Genomic DNA, 23588 nt, shown 5'->3' with positions numbered 1-23588 from the left:
GTCCGGTTGCGGGAGTGTCCGCGCTATGGATGCCGCGGCCAAGCCCCCATGGATGGGTTTACGGCGTCTCCCGCAACCGGACCCACCCCGCCATCCCACGGGAAACCCGCTGTTGCTTCGGCTGTTGCTTCTGAGGTTGCCGGCCAGCGGCCGGCACTACTGCGGATGCAAGGCGCAGCCCTGCCGATACCCCTCCCCCCGGCCGGGCTGGCAGAATAGAGATCTCTGCCGTTATCCGAAGCCGACGATGCGCCTCTCCCAGTTCCACCTGCACACCACCAAGGAAACCCCCAGCGACGCCGAGCTGACCAGCCACCGGCTGATGCTGCGCGCGGGCATGATCCGCAAGCTGGCATCGGGCCTGTACACCTGGTCGCCGCTGGGCCTGCGCGTGCTGCGCAAGGTCGAGCGCATCGTTCGCGAGGAAATGGACCGGGCCGGCGCGGTGGAATTCCAGATCCCGACCATCCAGCCGAAGGAACTGTGGGAGCAGACCGGCCGCTGGCAGAAGTTCGGCCCGCAGCTGCTGAAGATCAAGGACCGCAAGGACCAGGTGTTCTGCTACAGCCCGACCGCCGAAGAAGCCGCCTGCGACTTCGCGCGCAGCGAGCTGTCCAGCTACAAGCAGCTGCCAGTGAACTTCTATCAGGTGCAGACCAAGTTCCGCGACGAGATCCGCCCGCGCTTCGGCGTGATGCGCGCGCGCGAGTTCCTGATGAAGGACGCCTATTCGTTCCACCTGCACGATGAGTGCCTGGTGCGCGAGTACGAGAACATGAAGTCGGCCTACAGCCGCATCTTCACCCGCCTCGGCCTGGACTTCCGCATGGTGCAGGCGGACTCCGGCGCGATCGGCGGCGATGCCTCGCAGGAATTCCACGTGATCGCCGATTCCGGCGAAGACGCGCTGGTGTTCTCAACCGGTTCGGACTACGCGGCGAACATGGAGGCGGCGATCGCCGCCGATCCGGCACCGCGTGCGGCCGCCACCGAAACAATGCGCAAGGTGGATACCCCCACCCAGAAGACCTGCGAGGACGTCGCGGCCCTGCTCGGCATCGACCTGCAGCGCACGGTGAAGTCGGTGGCACTGATCGCCGGCGAAGGCGAGGCACAGCAGTTCGTGCTGGTGCTGGTGCGTGGCGACCATGAGGTCAATGAGATCAAGCTGGCCAAGGTGGCCGGGCTGGACGAGCAACGCTTCGCCAGCGAGGCGGAAATCGCCGAGCACCTGGGCAGCGTGCCAGGCTTCCTCGGCCCGGTCGCGCCGGCCAAGGCCATCCGCGTGGTCGCCGATCGCGAAGTGGCGGCAATGGCCGACTTCGTCGTCGGCGCCAACGAGGCCGGTTTCCACCTGGCCGGCGTCAACTGGGGCCGCGACCTGCCGGAACCGGAAGTGGCCGACATCCGCAACGTGCGTGCCGGCGATCGTGCCGTGGACGGCGGTGAACTGAAGATCGCCCGTGGCATCGAAGTCGGCCACGTGTTCCAGCTCGGCCGCAAGTACGCCGAAGCGCTGGATGCCACCGTGCTGGATGAAAACGGCAAGGCGGCGGTGATGGCGATGGGCTGCTACGGTATTGGTATCTCGCGCGTGGTGGCTGCCGCGATCGAACAGAACCATGACGATGCCGGCATCATCTGGCCGGACGCGATGGCGCCGTGGCAGGTCGTGGTGTGCGTGATCAACCCGAAGGGCGATGCCGCCGTGGCCGACGCTGCAGCCAACCTGCTGCAGGAGCTGCGCGACGCCGGCCTGGACGCCGCGCTCGACGATCGCGGCCTGCGCCCGGGCGCGATGTTCGCCGACATGGAACTGATCGGCATCCCGCACCGCGTGGTGGTCAGCGAACGCGGCCTGGCCGCCGGCACCTACGAGTACCGCGCGCGCCGCGCCAGCGAGGCGGAGAGCCTGGACAAGGCCACCCTGCTGCAGCGACTGCAGGGCTGACGTGGAAAGACCGGGGCCTGCCCCGGTCTTTTTTTTCTGCCCGCGGCCTTCGCCGATATTGCAGCGGACATAATCCGGTCAAAATCACCGCGACAGCGTCTGCATGCCGCCACGGCATGACCCGCCTGCATTTGTGCTGTGATTAATTCATCTCTATTCTGTCCGCCGACGCCATGGACTGGCTTGTCCCGTCCACACATTAGTTTCCGGAGTAACCGTAAATGAGCATTGACCTGACCGGCCTGTCAGCACGCGAGCTGGGCGCCCTGATCCGTACCGCCAAGAAGCAGCAGACCATCGTCGCCAAGCGCCGGCCGATCACCAAGGTGCGCGCCCAGCTGACCAAGCTGGCCAAGACCGAGGGCTACACCATCGAGGAACTGTTCGGCGACGCCCCGGCCCCGCGCGCGCGCAAGGTGGCCAAGGTCGCCAAGGCACCGTCGAAGACCGCCGGCCGCAAGCTGGGCAAGGTTGCCCCGAAGTACCGCAACCCGGCCAACCCCAAGGAAACCTGGACCGGCCGTGGCAAGCAGCCGCGCTGGATGGCTGAACTGACCGCCAAGGGCAACAAGAAGCCGGAAGATTTCCTGATCAAGAAGGCCTGAGGCCGGATCGGGGAGCAATGAAAAACGCCGGCGAAAGCCGGCGTTTCCTGTATGTTGAGCCGAGCCCACGCTCGGCTATCCATATGCAAAGCCGAACATGGGCTCGGCTCTACAGTGTCTTGCGCGCCGGCATCAGCAGGTTGCCGAACAGCAGGCCCGCCACCAGCGCCATCACCACGTTCAGAACGGTGAGGAACACGCTCTGGCCGGCGCCCACGTCCTGCTGCTGGACCAGGGTCAGCACGCCACGCAGGCTGGTGCTGCCGGGCACCATCATGATGATGCCCGGCAGGCGGATGATCGCGCCCGGACGCCCGACCAGGCGTCCGAACAGGTTGCCACCGGCGGTCAGCAGCATTGCCGACAGGAAGATACCGGCCGGTGCGCCCCAGGCGTGGCCGCCGAACTTGGAGATCGCATAACCGGCCACCGAGGCGGCAATCACCCACGGATAATCGCGGCGATTGGCCTTGAACAGCATCGCGAAGGCAAATGCGGCGGTCAGCAGCGAGCCCCATTCCACCCACGGCCCCTGCGGCCGCGCGGCCCGGATCACCGGATCCAGGCCGAGCACATCGGCCAGGGTCACCGCGATCATCGCGCCGACGCTGAGCTTCATGATGGTGGTCAGCGCGCCGGCAAAGCGCGCGGTACCCGATACCCAGTGCTGGCTGGCCAGCTCATTGACCGCATTGGTCAGCGACATGCCGGGCAGCAGCACCACCAGCGAGGCGATGATCACCGTATTGAGGTTGAGCGCACCAATGAACGACGCGACCAGGGTGGCGACCATGCCGGCCAGCAGCGCGGCCAGCGCCTCGGCGGCTTCGCGGGTGGCCGGGCGGCGATCGGTGACCATGCCGAGCAGGCCGATCATCAGGCCGATGACACCGGCGGTGGCGATGTCCAGCCACGGCAGCTTCCACATGCCGGCCACGCCCGCCGCGCCGAGGCTGAACGACAGGATCGTGCGCAGCTTGCCGCGCCGGCCCGGATCCTTGTCCAGCTGGCGCAGCGCAGTGTGGCCTTGGGCGATGCTCATCCGCCCGTTGGACACTTCTTCGGCGATGTGGTCGGCAACGCTGAGCTTGTGCAGGTCGTTCTCACCCGGTGCCAGGCGGATCACGCGGGTGATGTCGCTGGAGCCGATCGCCTGGGCCGGATCGCTGAAGCTGAGGATGATACCGGTGGGATTCGACCACGGTTCACAATCCAGATCGAGCTGGCGGGCCAGGGCAACCACCGCCGTTTCCAGGCGCTGGGCCGTGGTGCCATAGCTGTGCAGGCGTCCGGCGATCTCGGAAACGAAGGCCACGCGCTGTGCGTAGGTGGCCTGGGGCGTGGGGATCGTGTGAGCATCTGCGGACATGCGCCGTAGTATTACCTACGCTGGGGCCCGCCGGAGAAATTCATCCAAGTTCGACGCGAAGCCCGATACAGAACGGTTATGCTGCGACCCGAATGGCCCACGTCACCCCGAACCTCGCCCCCCAGCTCGAACAGGATGCCCACGACCCGGGCCTGATCCGCCTGTCCGGCACCTGGACCTTGAAGACCGCGCTGGCCGCGGCCGAAGTCCTGCGCGGCGTTCCCGACGCGCTGACCGGCATCGATGCCACCGGCATCGAGCAGCTCGATTCGGCCGGCGTGCTGCAGGTGCTGCGCGTGGCCCATCGCGCCGATCTCCACGAAGACGCGCTGCAGTTCCGGCCGGACCACCAGGCGCTGGTGTGCACCATCGAGGAAGTGGCCGATGACCGGCCCAAGGCCAAGCGCGATTTCGGCGTGCTGGCCGCGCTGGAACGGCTGGGCGTCAGCGTCCACGCCACCGGCCACAACATCAAGGCCCTGTGCAGTTTCCTCGGCGAGAACCTGGTCAAGGCGGCGCGGCTGGTCAAGGAACCCCGCCGCTTCCGGCTGACCGCCACCGTGCATCAGATGGAGCAGGTCGGGCTGGATGCGGTGCCGCTGGTGGCGCTGTTGTCCTACCTGGTGGGTGCGGTGATCGCGTTCCTCGGCTCGACCATCCTGCGCGACTTCGGCGCCGAGATCTACGTGGTCGAGCTGGTCAACATCGCTTTCCTGCGCGAGTTCGCCGTGCTGCTGACCGCGATCGTGCTGGCCGGCCGTACCGCCAGCGCCTTCACCGCGCAGATCGGTGCGATGAAGGCACGCGAGGAGATCGATGCGATGCGTACGCTGGGCCTGGACCCGGTCGACCTGCTGGTGCTGCCACGCTTGCTGGCGCTGCTGGTCACCCTGCCCTTGCTGACCTTCATCGCGATGATCGCCGGCCTGGCCGGCGGCATCACCGTCGGTGCGTTCGACCTCGACATCCCGCCGCAGATGTACATCGCGCGCATGCACGAGACGATGGAAGTGCGGCACCTGCTGGTGGGCCTGTCGAAGGCGCCGGTATTCGCCCTGGTGATCGGCCTGATCGGCTGCCTGGAAGGGCTGAAGGTGGAAGGCACCGCCCAGTCGGTGGGCGAACGCACCACCTCCAGCGTGGTGCAGACCATCTCGCTGGTGATCATCATCGACGCCTTCGCGGCGTTGTGGTTCATGCACATGGACTGGTGACATGAGCACATCCGCCCTCCCCGAATCCATCGACATGCACGACGACCAGGGCCACGAACTGGCCATCCGCGTGCGTGGCCTGGTCAACCGGTTCGGCAGCCAGACCGTGCACGAAGACCTGGATCTGGACGTACGCCGCGGCGAGATCCTGGGCGTGGTCGGCGGCTCCGGCACCGGCAAGTCGGTGCTGATGCGCTCGATCCTCGGCCTGCGTGTGCCGGATGCTGGGCAGATCGAAGTCCTCGGCCGCGATGCGCGTGCCGACGACGCCGAGAGCCGCCTGCACATCGAACGCAATACCGGCGTGCTGTTCCAGGACGGTGCCCTGTTCTCGTCGCTGACCGTGGGTGAGAACGTCCAGGTTCCATTGAAGGAACACCACCGCGAACTGCCCGATCGCTGGCACTACGAACTGGCGCTGCTGAAAGTGAAACTGGCCGGCCTGCCCGCCGACGCGATCAACAAGCTGCCTTCGCAGCTGTCCGGCGGCATGCGCAAGCGCGCCGGCCTGGCCCGGGCGCTGGCGCTGGATCCGCCGTTGCTGTTCCTGGACGAACCCACCGCCGGGCTCGACCCGATCGGCGCGGCCGCGTTCGACCGCCTGATCAAGACGCTGCAGGAAGCGCTGGGGCTGACCGTGTTCCTGATCACCCACGACCTGGACACGCTGTACGCCATCTGCGATCGCGTCGCCGTGCTGGCCGACCGCAGGGTGGTGGCCAATGCGCCGCTGCCGGACATCGAGAAACTGGATCATCCGTGGATCCAGGAATACTTCCACGGACCCCGCGCGCGCGCCGCGCGTGGCGAACAGATCGAGAGTGCCTGAGCCATGGAAACCAAAGCCAACTACGTGCTGATCGGCGCGTTCACCCTGATCACCGGCCTGGCCCTGCTGGCCTTCGGACTGTGGGCGGCCAAATACTCCTCCGACCGCACCTGGCAGGAGTACCGCGTGGTGTTCCGCGAAGCGGTGACCGGCCTGTCGGTGGGCAGCCCGGTGCAGTACAACGGCATCGCGGTGGGCTCGATCACCGAACTGAACCTGGTGCCGGACGACCCGCGCCAGGTGGTCGCGCGCATCCGCCTGAACTCCAACACGCCGGTCAAGACCGATACCCGCGCCAAGCTGGCGATCACCAGCCTGACCGGCCCGTCGATCATCCAGCTCAGCGGCGGCACGCCGCAGTCGCCGGCGCTGACCACGGTCAACAAGGACCCGGCACCGATCATCCCGACCACGCCCTCGGCGCTGCAGAACATCACCGACGTGGCCAACCGCATCGTCGAGCGCATGGACCAGATCCTCAGCGACCGCAACGTGGCCTCGATCAACGCGACGCTGGCCAACCTGGAGACGATCAGTGGTGGCCTGGCCGACCGTGACCAGGGTACGCAGGCGCTGCTGCTCAGCGCGCGCGATGCCGCCCGCAGCCTGGACACCACGCTGAAGACCACCAACGGCACCATCGAGCGCCTGGACAGGAACCTGGTGCAGCAGCTGCCCGGCATCATCGACAAGCTCGACACGACCCTGGCCAAGCTCGATTCGGCCGCCGGCAACGCCGATTCGATCCTTGGCGAGAACCGCGCCGCAATCAACAGCTTTGCCAACGATGGCCTTGGCCAGCTGGGCCCGACGCTGACCGAACTGCGCGGCCTGATCCGCGACCTGCGCCGGGTCAGCGACCGCCTCGAGAACAACCCCGCGCGCTACCTGCTGGGCCGCGACGCACCGAAGGAGTTCGAACCCAAATGAGCCCGACCACCCTTCCGCGCCTGCTGCTGGCCGCTTCGATGGTCACCCTGCTGGGCGGCTGCTCCATCCTCGGCAGCAGCGAGAAAACCGCGGTGACGCTGTACTCGCCGTCCGTGCAGGTCAAGGCGGACCCGGCATGGCCGCAGGCCAGCTGGCAGCTGGTGCTGGCCAAGCCCAGCGCCGCGCGCATGGTCGACAGCCCGCGCATCAATGTGCGGCCGACACCCTCCCAGCTTGAGATCTACAAGGGGGCCAGCTGGGCGCAGCCGGCCACCGACATGATCGAGGACACCCTGCTGCGTGGCTTCGAGGATTCCGGCCGCATCCGCGGCGTGGCCCGCAGCACTGCCGGCATCCGCGCCGACTACAAGCTGTCCACCGACGTGCGCCGCTTCGAATCGGATTACCAGGGCCAGGCCACGCCGACCGTGGTGATCGAGGTCAACGCCAAGCTGATCCATGTCGCCGACCAGCGCGTGGTGGCCGACCGCACCTTCCGCCAGGCGCAGCCGGTCGGCAGCACCGACGTGCCGGCGGTGACCGCGGCGTTCGAGCGCGGCCTGCAGCAGCTGGCGCAGGACATGGTGGGCTGGACGTTGACCAGCGGCCAGGCCGACCAGCCGAACGTTGCACGCTGATCTCCGCATTCGCCGGGCACGTGGTTGCGGGGTCAGATCCCTTTCCTGCCGGAAAGGGATCTGACCCCTTCTTCGTCAACGTGGGGTAATCCAGCGGAACGTCAGGTTGATGCGCTCGCCCTGCACCCGCGTCATCTTCGGCAACGCGTGCTGGTAGAAGCGCTGGGTCTGCCCGGCCATCAGCAGCAGGTCACCATGGCCAAGCACGAATTCGGCCTTGCGCGCCGGATCGTCGCGTCGGCGCAGCAGGAAACGGCGCGCCGCACCCAGGCTCAGCGACGCGATCACCGGGGCCGGCCCCAGCTCCGGCTCGTCATCGCTGTGCCAGCCCATGTAGTCGCCGCCGCCGCGATAGCGGTTCAGCAGCACGCTGTTGAAGCGACCGTGGCCTTCGGCCCGCAGGCGCTCGCGCACGGCCTGCAACACAGGCGGCCACGGATGCGGCACGAACTCGGCACCGGAGTAGCGGTAGCGCGCCTGCGGGTCGCCGATCCAGCAGCTCAGCCGCGGCGAATCCACCCAGTTGCCGAACATCCGGATGCGGTGGACCTCCCACCGCACGTCGGCCTGCAGCGCCCCCATGAGCCGGTCGGCGTCGGCAGCGGCCAGCCAGCCCGGCAGGTGCTGGACGTCGGCGTCGGGCAGGTCATGGGGAAACAGCATGGTCACACGCTAGCACGGCGGCGTTTGCCGTCATCGTCGCCAGCACTGAGAATGGCACCATGACCGTTGCCCAGATGCCGATACCGTCCGATTGCCACCTGTTGCGGGTACTCGCCCGATGAGCGTGCGTCAATCACTGTTCCCGTTGCTGCGCGCCGTGTTCCGCGCCTTGCCGCTGTCGCAGGCACAGCGCGACCGCCTGCGTACCCGCTGGCTGGCCCGGCACGGCGACTGGGTGCCCCCGCCACCGAAGGGACAGCAGGGCACGGGCGGGCTGCGGGCCAGCGCGCAACTGCGCTGGCGTGCCGACGAGGCCGCGATCGGCTACCGCCGGCACCAGAAGGCCGCGCTGCCGGAGCCGATGCCCGCCACGCTGGTCGCGTTCTACCTCCCGCAGTTCCACACCTTCCCAGAGAATGACGCTTGGTGGGGCAAGGGCTTCACCGAATGGCGCAACGTCACCCGAGCGCTGCCACAGTTCGAAGGCCACATCCAACCGCGGCTTCCGGCCGATCTGGGTTTCTATGACCTGCGCAACCCGCAGGTGATGCGTGACCAGGCGCAGCTTGCCGCCGAGCATGGCATCGGCGCGTTCTGCTTCTATTACTACTGGTTCAGCGGCCGCACGCTGATGGAAGACCCGCTGCGCCAATGGCTGGCCGACGACAGCATCGAACTGCAGTTCTGCCTGTGCTGGGCCAATGAAAACTGGGCGCGACGCTGGGACGGCCGCGACGACGATATCCTGATCGGCCAGCAGCACAGCGCTGAGGACGATCTGGCCTTCATCGCACATGTCGCGCCCTACCTGCGCGACCGCCGTGCATTGAAAGTCGAGGGTCGGCCGATGCTGCTGGTCTATCGCCCGAACCTGCTGCCCGACGCCAGTGCGACTACCGAGCGCTGGCGCCGCTGGTGCCGCGATAACGGTGTAGGCGAGATCCACCTGGCCTACGTCCAGGGCTTCGAGCGCCCCGACCCGCGCGACATCGGCTTCGATGCGGCGGTCGAGTTCCCGCCCAACATGAGTAATCCGCGCTCACTTTCGGCGCAGCAGTGGCTGCTCAATCCCGACTTCAATGGCGACGTGCGCGACTGGCGCGAACTGGCCAGCGGAATCGCCGCCCGTCCCCTGCCCGATTACCCGCTCTATCCCGGGGTCAACCCCGGTTGGGACAACGAGGCCCGACGTTCCGGTCGCGGCCGCGTGTACCTGCACGCTTCACCACGTGGTTACCGTGACTGGTTGCGCACCACGATTCATGAACGCCTCTCCGCAGCACCGCAGGCGCAGCGACTGGTGTTCATAAACGCCTGGAACGAGTGGGCTGAAGGTGCCGTGCTGGAACCGGATGCCCGCCTCGGCCATGCCTGGCTGCAGGCCACCCGTGAGGCGCTGTTGCCGGCGCCGGCACCGCGTCCGGCACCGGCAGTACATCTCCATGCCTGGTACCTGGAAACGCTGCCGGAGGTGCTGTCCGCGCTGCGCGAGGCAGCACTGGACTGGACAATCGTAGTGACCACGCCGGCAACGCAGATCGATCAGGTTCGGCAGGCCCTGGTGGCACACGGACTTGAGGGTGAGGTGGTGGCCGTGGACAATCACGGTCGCGACATCCTGCCGTTCCTGGAGGTCGCCGAACGGCTCCTCCAGGCAGGGCACGAAGTGGTGCTGAAACTGCACACGAAACGCTCAACCCATCGCGCAGATGGCGACCAATGGCGGCAGGAACTACTGCAACGGCTGGTACAGGGCGGACGCGCCGCACGCATCCTTGCCGCCTTCCAGGCCGACCCCGGACTGGGCATGGTGGTGGCCGAAGGGCATCTGCTTCCCGTTGCCGAATTCGTCGGTGGCAATGGCCCCCTACTGGCACGGCTGCAGGCGCGGCTTGGACTGCCCCCCCCCGTGGACACCAGTCGATTCGGCGCCGGCAGTATGGGCTGGTGGCGGCTTCAGGCCCTGCGCCCATTATTGGACGCGCACCTGTATCGCAGCGCATTCGACATCGAGCAGGGCCAGATCGATGGAACGCTGGCCCATGCCGTTGAACGTGTATTGGGTGCGTGCTGTGAACACGCTGGACTGCGCATCACGACAGCCGCAGCCTGCCTCGGCGAGGCCGATGCCAGCAGCGACGAGTACGCCTACGCCCGACGCAGCTGACATGGAGGGGGCACAACGCGCCCCCTCGCCCGTATCAATCAGTCGCGCTGGAACGCAACGCCGGTCTTTTCCTTCAGCTCTTGATCGCTGACACCCGGCGCGGCTTCCACCAGCAGCAGGCCCTTGTCAGTCACGTCGAATACCGCCAGATCGGTGATGATGCGGTCGACCACGCCCACCCCGGTCAACGGCAGCGTGCATTCGGCCAGGATCTTGTGCTCGCCGTTCTTGGCGGTGTGCTCCATCAGCACCACCACACGCTGCACGCCAGCCACCAGGTCCATGGCGCCGCCCATGCCCTTGACCATCTTGCCGGGCACCATCCAGTTGGCCAGGTCGCCCTTGTCGGTCACCTGCATGGCACCAAGGATGGCCAGGTTCACATGGCCACCGCGGATCATCGCGAAGCTGTCGTGGCTGCCGAAGTAGCTGGCACCGGCACGCGCGGTGACGGTCTGCTTGCCGGCATTGATCAGGTCGGCGTCAACTTCAGCGTCGGTCGGGAACGGGCCGATGCCGAGCAGGCCGTTCTCCGATTGCAGCCATACGTCCACGCCTTCGGGAATGTGGTTGGCAACCAGCGTCGGCAGGCCGATGCCCAGGTTCACGTAGGCGCCGTCGGTCAGCTCCTGGGCAGCGCGTGCCGCCATCTCGTCACGGGTCCACGCCATGTCAGTTGCCCTCCGCGCGGATGGTGCGCTGTTCGATTCGCTTTTCAGGATGCGCGTTGTGCACGATGCGGTGCACATAGATGCCCGGCAGGTGCACCTGGTCCGGGTCGATGGCGCCGACCGGCACCACCTCTTCCACTTCCACGATGCAGACCTTGCCGGCCATCGCGCAGGCCGGGTTGAAGTTGCGCGCGGTCTTGCGGAACACCAGGTTGCCAGCCTCGTCGGCCTTCCAGGCCTTGACCAGCGCCACGTCGGCGCGCAACGCGGTCTCCATCACGTAGTGCTTGCCATCGAACGCGCGGGTTTCCTTGCCCTCGGCCACCACCGTGCCATAGCCGGTGGCAGTGAAGAACGCAGGGATGCCCGCGCCGCCGGCACGCAGGCGCTCGGCCAGGGTGCCCTGCGGGTTGAATTCCAGCTCCAGCTCGCCGGCCAGGAACTGCCGCTCGAATTCCTTGTTCTCGCCCACGTAGGACGAAATCATCTTCTTGATCTGCCGCGTTTCCAGCAGCTGGCCCAGGCCGAAGCCATCGACGCCGGCATTGTTGGAGATCACGGTCAGGCCCTTGACGCCGCTGTCGCGCAGCGCAGCGATCAGCGCCTCGGGAATGCCGCACAGGCCAAAGCCGCCCACGGCCAGGGTCTGGCCGTGGGCGACCACGCCCTGCAAGGCCTCCGCTGCACTGGCGTAGCGCTTGCTGCGCTTGCCGCTGGAAGTCGATTGCTGCATTGCTGTACTACCCTGCACGTTGAGGATGACGGCATTCTAGCTGGAGGGCGGCGAAGGGCCTGGATGCGCCGCAGCATTGACGAAGCGCCGGGCGGGCATTGGGTAGAATGGCTGATTCCACCCAGAAGGGTGCCTCATCGCCTGCGCCCCTCCATCTACGATGACGCTGACCTTCACCGACGAAGACCTGTTCCGCTGGATCGACGAATGGACGCTGCAGAAAAGCGAGCAGTGCCTGGGTGGCGTGCGCAACCGGCAACTTCGCGAGGGTCTGCTGACGGCCGAGGTGCAGGGTTCGGCCAAGCATCCCTACCACGTGGAGATCGATCTGGCCGCCAGTATGCGCACCGCGCGCAGCCGCCTGCAGAGTGCCTGCTCCTGCCCCGTCGGCCGCGCCTGCAAGCATGTGGCGGCGGTGCTGGTCTCTCACATGCTGGAACCGCTGGCCATGGATGAGAGCCCCCTGACCGTACAGGATCTGGCGCAACCGCCGCGTGCTGAATTGCTGGCGGATCTCTCGCGTTGGCAGAGCACCCGGATCCGGCCGGCCCAGCCACGCCGGAACGGTGTCATCTTCGAACTGTCCACCTACAACCATCGCCCCGCCGTGCTGGTCCGGCGCGTCAAGTACGGTGCCGATGGTGCAATCAACCCGGGCAAGTGGATGGATATCACCGCAGACCTGCTGCTGGAGCCCCCCGCATACCTCACCCCGACTGATCTGGCGGTGATGATCCAGCTACGCACCCAGCGGCAGCCCGCGACGAAAGACGAATGGATCGACTTCGCGGCCACCCTGCAGCTGATCGTCTCAAGCGGCCATGGCTGGGTCTCATGCGGTACGCAGGACGTGCCGGCCCGGCCGGGCGCTCCACGCCGCGGCGAACTGGGCTGGGCCGTTGACATGGCGCAGGGCGCGACGCTGCTGGAACCCACGTTGAGCGTGGAGGGCGGCGCCAGAGGCGTGGTCCTGGGCCGGAGCGCGTGCTATCTGGATCCGGTCACCGGCGAGGTCGGCCCACTGCTGCTGGATGTCAGGCCCGAGGACGCCGACGCCTTCCTGAGCCTGCCCAGTTTGTTACCCAATGAAGCGTCGGTGGTCGCACAGATGCTGCAGCAGATCGACTCTGCGCTGCCGCGCCCCGGTAAAAGCGACACGCTGCCCACCCTGCAGATCACCTCGATGATTCCCGTGCTGCGCCTGCATACGATCGAGTTCCGGCCGGCATGGCTTGGCCGCCGCGACCCTTCGCAGTGGGCCGATGTCGCGACCGTGGCCTTCGAATACGACGAGCACATCCGGTTCCTGGATGATCCGAGCCTGTTCGCACACGATCCGGAGGGCCAGCTTGCGCTGCTGCCTCGCGACCTGGCTGAGGAATCACGCCGCGAGGCCGAGCTGCGCACGGTGGGGCTATATCGCGACACGGCCCCGCGGGCGCCATTGGAGGGCGCTGGACCTCAGTTCCAGCTGCGCACCCATGACTGGACACGGTTTCTGCTGGACGACGTGCCGCGCTTGGAAGCCTTGGGCTGGAAGGTGGAGACGGACGACGATTTCCGCCATCGCATCACCTGGGTGGATGAGATCGACTTGGACATCCAGGCGGACCCGGCGGATGCGGGCTGGTTCCACCTGGGCCTGGACATCCAGGTGGAAGGCCGCAACGTGTCGATGGTTCCGCTGCTGCAACAGGTGCTGCAGTCCGATCCCCGCTGGATGCGTGGCCAGCTGGACGCCATCGGCGACGATGAGAACATCCTGTTGACGACGGGCGACAACACGCGCCTGGCATTGCGGGCCGCACGACTGAAGCCGATCATGGCCCTGTTGGCGGACCTGTTCGCCCAGCGTGGCGCGCCGCTGCGCCTGTCTGCGCTTGACCGTGGCCGCCTGCAGGCGCTGCAGGACACGGCGCGCCTGCAGTTCCGGGGGCGCAAGGACACCCAGGCGCTGGTGCAGCGGCTGATGCAGGCACCCGCATTGGGTGAAGTGCCGCCGCCGGCAGGGCTGGTGGCGACGCTGCGTCCCTATCAGCGCGAAGGACTGTCGTGGCTCCAGTACCTGCGCCAGCAGGGCCTGGGGGGCGTGCTGGCCGATGACATGGGCCTGGGCAAAACCGTGCAGACGCTGGCGCATGTGCTGGTCGAGAAGGAAACCGGTCGCCTGGACCGTCCGGCGCTGCTGGTGGTGCCCACTTCGCTGCTGCACAACTGGCAGAACGAAGCGGCACGCTTCACCCCGGGCCTGCGCGTGCTGACCCTGCACGGGCCGGCACGTGAAACGCTGTTCGAGGCGATTCCCGGGCACGACCTTGTACTGACCACCTACCCTCTGCTGTGGCGCGACGAGCAGGCGCTGCAGGCACATGCCTACCATCTGCTGATTCTGGATGAAGCCCAGCAGGTGAAGAATCCGAAGTCTCGCGCGGCCATCACCCTGCGCACGCTGCAGGCCCGCCATCGCCTGTGCCTGACCGGCACGCCGCTGGAGAACCACCTGGGCGAACTGTGGACGCAGTTCGACTTCCTGCTGCCCGGCCTGCTCGGCAGCGAGAAACAGTTCAACCAGCATTGGCGCCATCCGATCGAACGCGGCAGCGACCACCGCCGCGCCACGTTGCTGGCGCAACGGCTGCGTCCGTTCATCCTGCGCCGGCGCAAGGACCAGGTGGCGTCAGAGCTTCCGCCCAAGACTCTCATTACCCGCGCGGTGGAAATGGAGGGCGGCCAGCGTGATCTCTATGAAACCGTGCGTGCGGCAATGGAAAAGCAGGTACGCGAGGCCATCAGCGGCAGCGGGCTGGCGCGCAGCCATATCGTGGTGCTGGATGCACTCCTGAAGTTGCGCCAGGTCTGCTGCGATCCGCGCCTGCTGCCTGGTGATGCCCCGGCGCGCAATGCGGGCTCAGCCAAGCTGGAGCTGCTGCGTGAGATGCTGCCGTCGATGGTCGAGGAGGGCCGGCGCATCCTGTTGTTCTCGCAGTTCACCGGCATGCTGGCGTTGATCGCGCAGGCGCTGGATGATCTGGGCCTGGCCTACGTGACCCTGACCGGCGACACCCAGGACCGGGCCACGCCCGTGCAGCGCTTCATGCAGGGCGAGGTGCCGGTGTTCCTGATCAGCCTGAAGGCAGGTGGCGTCGGGTTGAACCTGACCGCCGCTGATACCGTCATCCACTTCGATCCGTGGTGGAACCCGGCGGCCGAAAACCAGGCCAGCGATCGCGCCCATCGCATCGGCCAGCAGCAGCCGGTGTTCGTTTACCGGCTGATCGCCGCAGGCAGCATCGAAGAACGGATTGCCGAGCTGCAGGAGCGCAAGGCCACGCTGGCCGACTCCATTCTCGAAGGCGGCGGCGCTACGGGGCCGCGCTTCAGCGAAGAAGACGTGCAGGCGCTGCTGGCGCCGCTGCCGGGCCTGCCCGGCAAGCGTCTGCGTAAAGCGGGCAAGCGGTCGACGCGAACCTGACCCTCGGACGCCAGTCACGTGGCGTTGCGGCATGGAAACGATTCCCATACAGGACTGGGACTACAATCGTGGGCTGAGTTCCCCAAGGATCCCGATCAATGCCTCTGCCCGCCTTCAAGGCCTATGACATCCGCGGCCGTGTGCCGGAAGAACTGAACGAAGACCTGGCCCGCCGCATCGGCGTCGCCTTGGCCGCGCAACTCGCTCCCGGTCCAGTGGTCCTCGGCCATGATGTGCGCCTGACCAGCCCCGCGCTGCAGGACGCATTGGCCGCAGGCCTGCGCGGTACCGGGCGCGAGGTGATCGACATCGGCCTGTGCGGTACGGAGGAGGTCTATTTCCAGACCGACCATCTGGGCGCGGCCGGCGGCGTGATGGTCACCGCCAGCCACAACCCGATGGACTACAACGGCATGAAGCTGGTCAAGGAGAACGCGCGGCCGATCAGCTCCGATACCGGCCTGTTCGCGATTTCCGATGCGGTCGCCGCCGACACGTCCGAGGCGCAACCGCCGCGTGCCGCGCAGAGCGCCCGGCACGACAAGAGCGCGTATATCCAGCATCTGCTGAGCTATGTCGATGCTGGCAAGCTGCGCCCACTGAAGCTGGTGGTCAACGCCGGCAACGGCGGCGCCGGTGCCATCGTCGACCTGCTGGCACCGCACCTGCCGTTCGAATTCATCCGCATCTGCCACGAACCGGACGGCAGCTTCCCCAACGGCATTCCCAACCCGCTGCTGCCGGAGAACCGCGCCGCCACTGCCGACGCGGTGCGCGAACACGGCGCCGATTTCGGCATTGCCTGGGATGGTGACTTCGACCGTTGCTTCTTCTTCGACCACACCGGCCGCTTCATCGAGGGCTACTACCTGGTCGGCCTGCTGGCCAAGGCAATCCTGGCGCGCACCCCCGGCGGCAAGGTCGTGCATGACCCGCGCCTGGTCTGGAACACCGTGGACATGGTCGAGCAGGCCGGCGGCGTACCGGTGCAGTGCAAGAGCGGCCACGCCTTCATCAAGGAAAAGATGCGCGCCGAGGACGCGGTGTACGGCGGCGAGATGAGCGCCCACCACTACTTCCGCGAGTTCGCCTATGCAGACTCCGGCATGATCCCGTGGCTGCTGATCGCCCAGCTGGTCTCCGAAAGCGGGCGCTCGCTGGCCGACTGGGTCGAAGACCGCATGGCTGCCTACCCGTGCAGCGGCGAGATCAATTTCAAGGTCAGCGATGCCAAGGCCGCCGTCGCACGCGTGATGGAGCACTTCGCGGCGCAGTCGCCCACGCTGGACCACACCGATGGCATCAGTGCCGACTTCGGCGACTGGCGCTTCAACCTGCGCAGCTCCAACACCGAGCCGCTGCTGCGCCTGAATGTTGAAGCCCGGGGCGATGCCGCGCTGATGCAGGCGCGCACCGACGACATCTCCCGCCTCATCCAGCAGTAACCGAGGAACGCATGAGCAGCATCCAGCCCGTCATCCTGTCCGGTGGATCCGGTACCCGCCTGTGGCCACTGTCGCGCGAGGCGTATCCGAAGCAGTTCCTGCCCTTGGCGGGTGAACTGACGATGCTGCAGGCCACCTGGAAGCGTGTCGCGCCGATCGCCGCGCGCGGGCCGCTGGTGATCGCCAACGAAGAGCACCGTTTCGTCGCCGCAGAGCAGCTGCAGCAGGTTGGCGCCGAGCCGGCCGCGATCATCCTCGAGCCGATCGGTCGCAACACGGCCCCGGCGATCGCGGTGGCCGCGCTGGAAGCCACCCGCGACGGCGCCGATGCGCTGCTGCTGGTGCTGCCCTCCGACCACGTGATCACCGACGAGGCGGCGTTCCGCGCAGCGGTTCAGGCCGCCGCCGGTGCCGCCGAAGCCGGCAAGCTGGTCACCTTCGGCATCGTGCCGACCGGCCCGGAAACCGGCTACGGCTACATCAAGGCCGCCGATGGCCAGGGCCTGCGTGCGGTCGAGCGCTTCGTCGAGAAGCCCGACCTGGATACCGCGACCGGCTATGTGAGCAGCGGCCAGTATTACTGGAACAGTGGCATGTTCCTGTTCAAGGCCTCGCGCTACCTGCAGGAACTGGAACGCTTCCAGCCCGCGATGCTGGCTGGCAGCCGCCAGGCCTGGCAGCAGGCGCGCCGCGATGCCGACTTCACCCGCCTGGACAAGGACGCCTTCACCGCCGTTCCGTCCGATTCGATCGACTACGCGGTGATGGAGAAGACCGCCGATGCGGTGGTGATTCCACTGGATGCGGGCTGGAACGATGTCGGTTCGTGGACTGCGCTGCGCGATGTCTCGCAGCAGGACGGCGACGGCAATGCCCACCAGGGCGACGTGATCGCCATCGACTGCCGCAATACCTATGCCTACGGCCAGCGCCTGGTGGCCATGGTCGGCCTCGATGACGTGATCGTGGTCGAGACCGACGATGCCGTACTGGTCGGCAAAGCCGACCGCATGCAGGAGGTCAAGACCGTGGTGGCACAGCTGAAGGCCGAAGGCCGCAGCGAGGCCACCTGGCATCGCAAGGTCTATCGCCCGTGGGGCGCCTACGATTCGATCGACAACGGCGAGCGCTTCCAGGTCAAGCGCATCACGGTCAAGCCCGGTGGCACGCTCAGCCTGCAGATGCACCACCATCGCGCCGAGCACTGGATCGTGGTCAGCGGCACCGCCGAGGTGACCCGTGGCGATGAAGTGATCCTGCTCAGCGAGAACCAGAGCACCTACATTCCGCTGGGCGTGACCCACCGCCTGCGCAACCCGGGCAAGCTGCCGCTGGAACTGATCGAGGTGCAGTCCGGCAGCTACCTCGGCGAGGATGACATCGTGCGCTTCGAGGATACCTACGGGCGCAGTTGAGGTTTGCCCGGGGTCGGATCCCGTTGCTGCGCAGCGGGCTCTGACCCGTTCCTGATCGGCCCGGCCGCGCGGCATCGCCGGGCACGGCCCGGCGCTACGGCCATCAGGCCAGCTCCGCCATCACCCGCTTCAGGCCGTCCTGCCAGGTTGGCAGCACGATGCCGAAATCCTGCTGCAGCTTGCGGTTGTCCAGCACCGACCAGGCTGGACGCTTGGCCGGGGTCGGATACTCGGAGCTGGGAATCGCCTCGACCGTCGGCACCTTGGCCAACACGCCGGTAGCCAACGCTTCGGCGAAGATCGCCTCGGCAAAACCATGCCAGCTGGTCTGGCCGCTGGCGGTCAGGTGCCAGGTCCCGGACAGCTGCCCGGGATGCTGCAACGCCTGCAGGGTGACATCGGCGATCAGCGCGGCAGGCGTCGGCGTGCCGACCTGGTCGGCCACCACCCGCAACGCATCGCGCTCGGCCCCGACGCGCAGCATGGTGCGCAGGAAATTCGCGCCGTGCGAGGCATACACCCACGCCGTGCGGAAAATCAGATGGCGGCCACCGGCCGCACGCACCGCGTCCTCGCCATCGCGCTTGCTGGTGCCATACACGCCCAGCGGTGCGGTCGGCTCGTCCTCGCGATAGGGCGCGCTGCCCTGGCCATCGAACACGTAGTCGGTCGAATAGTGTACGAACGGCACGCCGTGGGCCGCGCACCAGCGCGCGATTGCGCCCGGCGCCTGCGCGTTGGCAGCGAAGGTCGCATCAGCGTCCTGCTCTGCGCGGTCAACGGCGGTGTAGGCGGCCGCATTGACCACCAGCGACGGCTGCACGCGATCCAGCAGTGCCGGCAGGCTGTCGGGCTGGCCGAAGTCGGCCGTTTCGCATGCACTGCCGTCCGGCAGCTGGCCGCTGCGGGTAGTCGCGACCACCTTGCCCAGCGGTACCAGCGCGCGCAGCAGCTCCTGGCCGACCTGGCCATTGCCACCGAACACCAGCACGGTCATGGCACGTAGACCGGCAGGCGGTCTTCAGCAATGTCCTTCAGGAATGGCGCGCTCTCGTCCTTGGCCGACAAGGTCGGGGCACTGACCGGCCAGTCCACGGCGATGTCCGCATCGTTCCAGCGCACGCCGGCATCGAAGTCCTTGAGGTACACCTCGGTGCACAGGTAGCTGAACACCGCACGCTCGGACAGCACAGCGAAGCCGTGCGCGAAGCCCTCCGGAATCCAGAACTGCTTCTTGTTCTCCGCGCTCAGCACCACCGCTTCCCACTGGCCGAAGGTCGGCGAGCCGCGACGGATGTCGACGGCCACATCGTAGACCTCGCCTTCGAGCACGCTGACCAGCTTGCCCTGGGGGCGCGGCCACTGGTAATGCAGTCCGCGCAGTACGCCCTGCGCGGACGTCGACACGTTGCTCTGCACGAAGCGATCGGGCAGGCCCAGCGCGGCGAAGCGCTCGGCATTCCAGGTTTCGAAGAAATAGCCGCGGGCATCGCCAAACACCGCCGGCTCGATCACCACGCAACCGGGCAACTTGGTTTCAATCACTTTCACGGAACGACTCCACGCAGGGCAAGCTTGTGCAGGTACTGGCCGTAGCCATTCTTGATCAGCGGCGCAGCCAGTGCTTCCAGCTGCTCGGCGTTGATCCAGCCCTTGCCGAACGCGATTTCTTCCGGGCAGCAGACCTGCAGGCCCTGGCGGGTCTGGATGGTCTCGATGAAATTGGAGGCCTCCAGCAGCGACTGGTGCGTGCCGGTATCGAGCCAGGCGTAGCCACGGCCGAGGGCCTCCAGGTGCAGGTGGCCCTCGCGCAGGTAGCGCTGGTTCAGATCGGTGATCTCCAGCTCGCCACGCGGCGACGGCTTGAGCTCGGCCGCATAGTCGCTGGCATTGCCATCGTAGAAGTACAGGCCGGTGACCGCGTAGTTCGAACGCGGATTCTCCGGCTTTTCGACCAGATCGATGACCTTGCCGTCCTTGTCGAACTCGGCTACTCCGTAACGTTCCGGGTCGTTGACCCAGTAACCGAATACGGTCGCGCCCTGCTCTCGCTGGTCGGCGTTGCGCAGCACTTCGCGCAGGCCGTGGCCGTGGAAGATGTTGTCGCCCAGCACCAGGCAGCTCGGCTTGCCGGCGACGAAGTCGCGGCCGATCAGATAGGCCTGGGCCAGGCCATCCGGGCTCGGCTGCACCGCGTACTGGATGTCCATGCCCCATTGCGAACCGTCGCCCAGCAGCTGCTGGAACAACGCCTGCTCGTGCGGGGTGTTGATGATCAGCACTTCGCGGATGCCCGCCAGCATCAGCACGCTGAGCGGGTAGTAGATCATCGGCTTGTCGTACACCGGCAGCAGCTGCTTGCTGACGCCCTTGGTGATCGGATACAGCCGGGTGCCGGAGCCACCGGCGAGGATGATGCCTTTACGCTGCGTCATGTCGTCTCCAGGGTTCAGGCCGCAGTGCCGATGCGCTGCAGACGGTAGCTGCCGTCCAGCACGCCGTTGACCCACTCCTGGTTGTCCAGGTACCAGTCGACGGTGAAGGCGATGCCCTGCTCGAAGGTGTAGGCCGGCTCCCAGCCCAGATCGTTCTTCAGCTTGGACGCATCGATCGCATAGCGGCGATCATGGCCGGGGCGGTCGGTGACATAGGTGATCTGGCTGCTGCGCGGCTGGCCATCCGCACGCGGGCGGCGCTGGTCCAGCAGTGCGCAGATGGCCTGCACCACTTCGATGTTCTGCTTTTCCGAATTGCCGCCGACGTTGTAGGTCTCGCCGACCTGGCCCTTGGCCAGCACGGTGCGGATCGCCTCACAGTGGTCGGACACGAACAGCCAGTCGCGCACCTGCTTGCCATCGCCGTACACCGGCAGCGGCTCGCCGGCCAGCGCCTTGGCGATCACCAGCGGGATCAGCTTCTCCGGGAAGTGATACGGGCCGTAGTTGTTGGAGCAGTTGGTGGTCAGCACCGGCAGCCCGTAGGTGTGGTGGAAGGCACGCACCAGGTGGTCCGAAGCGGCCTTCGACGCCGAATACGGGGAATTCGGGGCGTACGGCGTGGTTTCGCTGAACTTGCCGGTCTCGCCCAGAGTGCCGTAAACCTCGTCGGTGGACACGTGCAGGAAGCGGAAGGCCGCTCCCTGTTCGGCCGGCAGCGCCTTCCAATAGTCACGGACCGCTTCCAGCAGGCCCAGGGTGCCCACCACGTTGGTCTGGATGAAAGCGCCCGGGCCGTCGATGGAACGGTCCACGTGGCTCTCAGCGGCGAAATTCAGTACGGCGTCGGGCTGGTGTTCGGCCAGCAGGCGGGTGACCAGGGCGCTGTCGCCGATGTCACCCTGCACGAACACGTGGTTCGGGTTGCCGTCCAGGCTGGACAGGGTCTTCAGATTGCCGGCATAGGTCAGGGCGTCGAGATTGACGACCTTGATGCCACGGGCGACCGCTTCGAGAACAAAGTTACCGCCAATGAATCCGGCACCGCCGGTGACAAGCCATGTGGGCACTACCTGTTCTCCTGATCGAAATTCATCCAAGGGGTGCCATGAAGCACCCCAGCACAGCAGCACAGGATACATGTGGTTCGTCTTCACGACTGCCTGCGTGACGTGAACGACGCACTGGATTCACGCGAGCCATGCCGCAGCGCAGCATAACCATACGCATTCGCATGGTCGTCCCAAGCCAGCTAGAATCGGGATCCCACCCCCGAACCGGTTGCTGTTGCAGGACCGGACGTTCTCCCCGTTATTGAAGGACCCCGTACCAGATGAAAATCCTCGTCGCGTACAAGCGCGTGGTGGACTATAACGTCCGCATTCAGGTCAAGCCGGACGGTTCCGGCGTGGTCACCGACGGCGTCAAGCTGTCCCCCAACCCCTTCGATGAAATCGCCCTGGAAGAAGCGCTGCGCCTGCGCGACAAGGGCATCGCCAGCGAAGTCGTGGTCGCCACCATTGCTCCGGCCGATGCCCAGGCGCACCTGCGCAACGGCCTGGCCATGGGCGCCAACCGCGCCATCCATGTGGTCACCGACCAGGCCATCCAGCCGCTGACCGCCGCACGGACCCTGCTCAAGCTGATCGAGAAGGAACAGCCGGACCTGGTGATCCTCGGCAAGCAGGCCATCGACGACGACGCCAACCAGACCGGCCAGATGCTGGCCACGCTGTGGGGCCGCCCGCAGGCGACCTTCGCCAGCAAGCTGGACATTGCCGACGGCAAGGCCACGGTGACCCGCGAAGTCGACGCCGGCCTGGAAACGCTGGAAGTCGATCTGCCGGCGGTGGTCACCACCGACCTGCGCCTGAACGAGCCGCGCTTCATCAAGCTGCCGGACATCATGAAGGCCAAGGCCAAGCCGCTGGAGACCCTGCAGCTGGCCGACCTCGGCGTTGAAGCCGCCGACACCTTCAAGACCACCCAGTACGCCGCACCGTCCAAGCGCAGCAAGGGTGTGATGGTCAAGGACGCGGCCGAACTGGTGGCCGCACTCAAGCAGAAGGGGCTGCTGTAATGAGCAAGATTCTCGTCATCGCCGAGCACCACGACGGCAAGCTCAACGCCGCCACCGCCAAGACCGTCAGCGCTGCTGCCGCCATCGGCGGTGCCAGCATCGACGTGCTGGTGCTGGCCGCCGACCCGGCCGCCGTTGCCGCCGAGGCCGCGAAGATCACCGGCGTCGCCAAGGTCCTGACCGTGGCCAACGCTGCCAACGCGCAGCCCATCGCGCAGGTGCTGGCGCCGCAGATCGCGCAGCTGGCCAAGGGCTACACCCACGTGTTCGGCCCGTCGACCACCTTCGGCAAGGACCTGATGCCGTGCGTGGCCGCCCTGCTCGGCGTCAACCAGGTCTCCGACCTGATGAGCGTTGAAGGCAGCCACACCTTCAAGCGCCCGATCTACGCCGGCAACGCGATCATCACCGTGGAAGCCCCGGCCGACCAGATCGTGGTCGCCACCGTGCGTGCCGCCTCGTGGCCGGAAGCGGCCCAGGGCGGCAGCGCCGTCGTCGAAGCGGCCAGCGTCGATGCTGCCCTGCCGACCCACACCCGCTTCGTCGGCCTCGCCGCGGGTGCCAGCGACCGCCCTGACCTGCAGAGCGCCAAGCGCGTGGTCTCCGGTGGCCGTGGCGTCGGTTCGGAAGAGAACTTCAAGGTGATCTTCCAGCTGGCCGACAAGCTCGGTGCCGCCGTTGGTGCCTCGCGTGCCGCGGTCGATGCCGGCTACGTGCCCAGCGACCTGCAGGTGGGCCAGACCGGCAAGATCATCGCCCCGGAGCTGTACGTGGCCGTGGGTATCAGCGGTGCGATCCAGCACCTGACCGGCATCAAGGATGCCGGCACGATCGTGGCGATCAACAAGGATCCGGATTCGCCGATCTTTGAGATTGCCGATATTGGTCTGGTGGGGGATCTGTTTGCGATCCTGCCGGAGCTGGAAGCGGCGCTCTGACATTGGACGGGCTGCTGGCCAGGGCGTCCTCGG

Annotated in this window: 20 protein-coding genes; 12 read left to right on the top strand and 8 right to left on the bottom strand. The window is 66.8% G+C overall.

Annotated features, from left to right (window positions below):
* Window positions 1-247: 247 nt before the first annotated feature.
* Window positions 248-1951, top strand: coding sequence for a proline--tRNA ligase (locus AC10QF_RS18505; RefSeq protein ID WP_005415204.1), 1704 nt, complete (start codon window positions 248-250; stop codon window positions 1949-1951).
* Between the two features lie 221 nt (window positions 1952-2172).
* Entirely contained in the window at window positions 2173-2556 is a 384-nt protein-coding gene (locus tag AC10QF_RS18500) for an H-NS histone family protein (protein WP_005415203.1), read from the top strand.
* 109 nt (window positions 2557-2665) lie between these two features.
* Here AC10QF_RS18500 and AC10QF_RS18495 read toward each other — a convergent pair whose 3' ends face one another.
* Window positions 2666-3925, bottom strand: coding sequence for a threonine/serine exporter family protein (locus AC10QF_RS18495; protein ID WP_005415202.1), 1260 nt, complete (start codon window positions 3923-3925; stop codon window positions 2666-2668).
* Window positions 3926-4017: 92 nt separating this feature from the next.
* On the opposite strand from AC10QF_RS18495, the gene AC10QF_RS18490 reads away from it, so the two are divergent.
* Genes AC10QF_RS18490 through AC10QF_RS18475 form a run of 4 tightly spaced genes read left to right on the top strand, consistent with a single transcriptional unit; the run spans window position 4018 to window position 7536 of the window.
* Window positions 4018-5139 (top strand): MlaE family ABC transporter permease, encoded by a 1122-nt coding sequence (locus AC10QF_RS18490; protein ID WP_065179137.1) that lies wholly within the window; start codon window positions 4018-4020, stop codon window positions 5137-5139.
* Between the two features lies 1 nt (window position 5140).
* Window positions 5141-5968 carry an ABC transporter ATP-binding protein gene (locus tag AC10QF_RS18485; protein WP_494542653.1) on the top strand — a complete coding sequence of 276 codons (828 nt, stop codon included), beginning with the start codon at window positions 5141-5143 and terminating at the stop codon, window positions 5966-5968.
* Between the two features lie 3 nt (window positions 5969-5971).
* Window positions 5972-6898 carry an MlaD family protein gene (locus AC10QF_RS18480; RefSeq protein WP_005415199.1) on the top strand — a complete coding sequence of 309 codons (927 nt, stop codon included), beginning with the start codon at window positions 5972-5974 and terminating at the stop codon, window positions 6896-6898.
* The gene (locus tag AC10QF_RS18475; RefSeq protein WP_065179136.1) at window positions 6895-7536 is read left to right on the top strand and encodes an ABC-type transport auxiliary lipoprotein family protein; all 642 of its coding nucleotides are present in this window, start codon (window positions 6895-6897) and stop codon (window positions 7534-7536) included. The genes AC10QF_RS18480 and AC10QF_RS18475 overlap by 4 nt, the downstream gene beginning before the upstream one ends.
* Window positions 7537-7611: 75 nt before the next feature.
* On the opposite strand, the gene AC10QF_RS18470 is transcribed toward AC10QF_RS18475, so the two are convergent.
* On the bottom strand, window positions 7612-8199 hold the full coding sequence (locus AC10QF_RS18470) for an alpha-ketoglutarate-dependent dioxygenase AlkB family protein (protein WP_494542652.1): 588 nt from the start codon (window positions 8197-8199) through the stop codon (window positions 7612-7614).
* Between the two features lie 118 nt (window positions 8200-8317).
* Between AC10QF_RS18470 and AC10QF_RS18465 the strand changes: the two genes are divergently transcribed.
* Entirely contained in the window at window positions 8318-10366 is a 2049-nt protein-coding gene (locus AC10QF_RS18465; RefSeq protein WP_494542651.1) for a glycoside hydrolase family 99-like domain-containing protein, read from the top strand.
* Window positions 10367-10404: 38 nt separating this feature from the next.
* On the opposite strand, the gene AC10QF_RS18460 is transcribed toward AC10QF_RS18465, so the two are convergent.
* Complete coding sequence (locus AC10QF_RS18460; protein WP_065179133.1) at window positions 10405-11037, bottom strand: CoA transferase subunit B; 633 nt, start codon at window positions 11035-11037, stop codon at window positions 10405-10407.
* Between the two features lies 1 nt (window position 11038).
* Window positions 11039-11770 carry a CoA transferase subunit A gene (locus tag AC10QF_RS18455; RefSeq protein WP_494542650.1) on the bottom strand — a complete coding sequence of 244 codons (732 nt, stop codon included), beginning with the start codon at window positions 11768-11770 and terminating at the stop codon, window positions 11039-11041.
* Window positions 11771-11930: 160 nt separating this feature from the next.
* On the opposite strand from AC10QF_RS18455, the gene AC10QF_RS18450 reads away from it, so the two are divergent.
* From AC10QF_RS18450 to AC10QF_RS18440, 3 genes are all read left to right on the top strand, one after another.
* Entirely contained in the window at window positions 11931-15242 is a 3312-nt protein-coding gene (locus tag AC10QF_RS18450; RefSeq protein WP_494542649.1) for a DEAD/DEAH box helicase, read from the top strand.
* Window positions 15243-15340: 98 nt separating this feature from the next.
* The gene (locus AC10QF_RS18445) at window positions 15341-16687 is read left to right on the top strand and encodes a phosphohexomutase domain-containing protein (protein WP_111126832.1); all 1347 of its coding nucleotides are present in this window, start codon (window positions 15341-15343) and stop codon (window positions 16685-16687) included.
* Window positions 16688-16698: 11 nt separating this feature from the next.
* Window positions 16699-18102, top strand: a complete 1404-nt coding sequence (locus AC10QF_RS18440; RefSeq protein WP_206620165.1) for a mannose-1-phosphate guanylyltransferase/mannose-6-phosphate isomerase — start codon at window positions 16699-16701, stop codon at window positions 18100-18102.
* Between the two features lie 103 nt (window positions 18103-18205).
* Here AC10QF_RS18440 and rfbD read toward each other — a convergent pair whose 3' ends face one another.
* The 4 genes from rfbD to rfbB are packed head-to-tail and all read right to left on the bottom strand — an operon-like array spanning window position 18206 to window position 21607.
* Window positions 18206-19099 carry a dTDP-4-dehydrorhamnose reductase gene (gene rfbD, locus AC10QF_RS18435; RefSeq protein ID WP_095378659.1) on the bottom strand — a complete coding sequence of 298 codons (894 nt, stop codon included), beginning with the start codon at window positions 19097-19099 and terminating at the stop codon, window positions 18206-18208.
* On the bottom strand, window positions 19096-19653 hold the full coding sequence (gene rfbC, locus AC10QF_RS18430) for a dTDP-4-dehydrorhamnose 3,5-epimerase (protein WP_049434959.1): 558 nt from the start codon (window positions 19651-19653) through the stop codon (window positions 19096-19098). The genes rfbD and rfbC overlap by 4 nt, the downstream gene beginning before the upstream one ends.
* Window positions 19650-20537, bottom strand: a complete 888-nt coding sequence (rfbA, locus tag AC10QF_RS18425; RefSeq protein WP_014645856.1) for a glucose-1-phosphate thymidylyltransferase RfbA — start codon at window positions 20535-20537, stop codon at window positions 19650-19652. The genes rfbC and rfbA overlap by 4 nt, the downstream gene beginning before the upstream one ends.
* Before the next feature lie 14 nt (window positions 20538-20551).
* The gene (gene rfbB / locus AC10QF_RS18420; protein WP_494542648.1) at window positions 20552-21607 is read right to left on the bottom strand and encodes a dTDP-glucose 4,6-dehydratase; all 1056 of its coding nucleotides are present in this window, start codon (window positions 21605-21607) and stop codon (window positions 20552-20554) included.
* Between the two features lie 263 nt (window positions 21608-21870).
* Between rfbB and AC10QF_RS18415 the strand changes: the two genes are divergently transcribed.
* Both AC10QF_RS18415 and AC10QF_RS18410 read left to right on the top strand, forming a co-directional pair.
* Window positions 21871-22617 carry an electron transfer flavoprotein subunit beta/FixA family protein gene (locus AC10QF_RS18415; protein WP_005415186.1) on the top strand — a complete coding sequence of 249 codons (747 nt, stop codon included), beginning with the start codon at window positions 21871-21873 and terminating at the stop codon, window positions 22615-22617.
* Window positions 22617-23555 carry an electron transfer flavoprotein subunit alpha/FixB family protein gene (locus tag AC10QF_RS18410; protein WP_164263064.1) on the top strand — a complete coding sequence of 313 codons (939 nt, stop codon included), beginning with the start codon at window positions 22617-22619 and terminating at the stop codon, window positions 23553-23555. Before AC10QF_RS18415 ends, AC10QF_RS18410 begins: the two co-directional genes overlap by 1 nt.
* Window positions 23556-23588: the final 33 nt, after the last annotated feature.

It is taken from the genome of Stenotrophomonas maltophilia complex sp. Om-AH-Sm3 (assembly GCF_059337855.1).
This window is presented reverse-complemented; position numbering and strand designations above follow the sequence as displayed.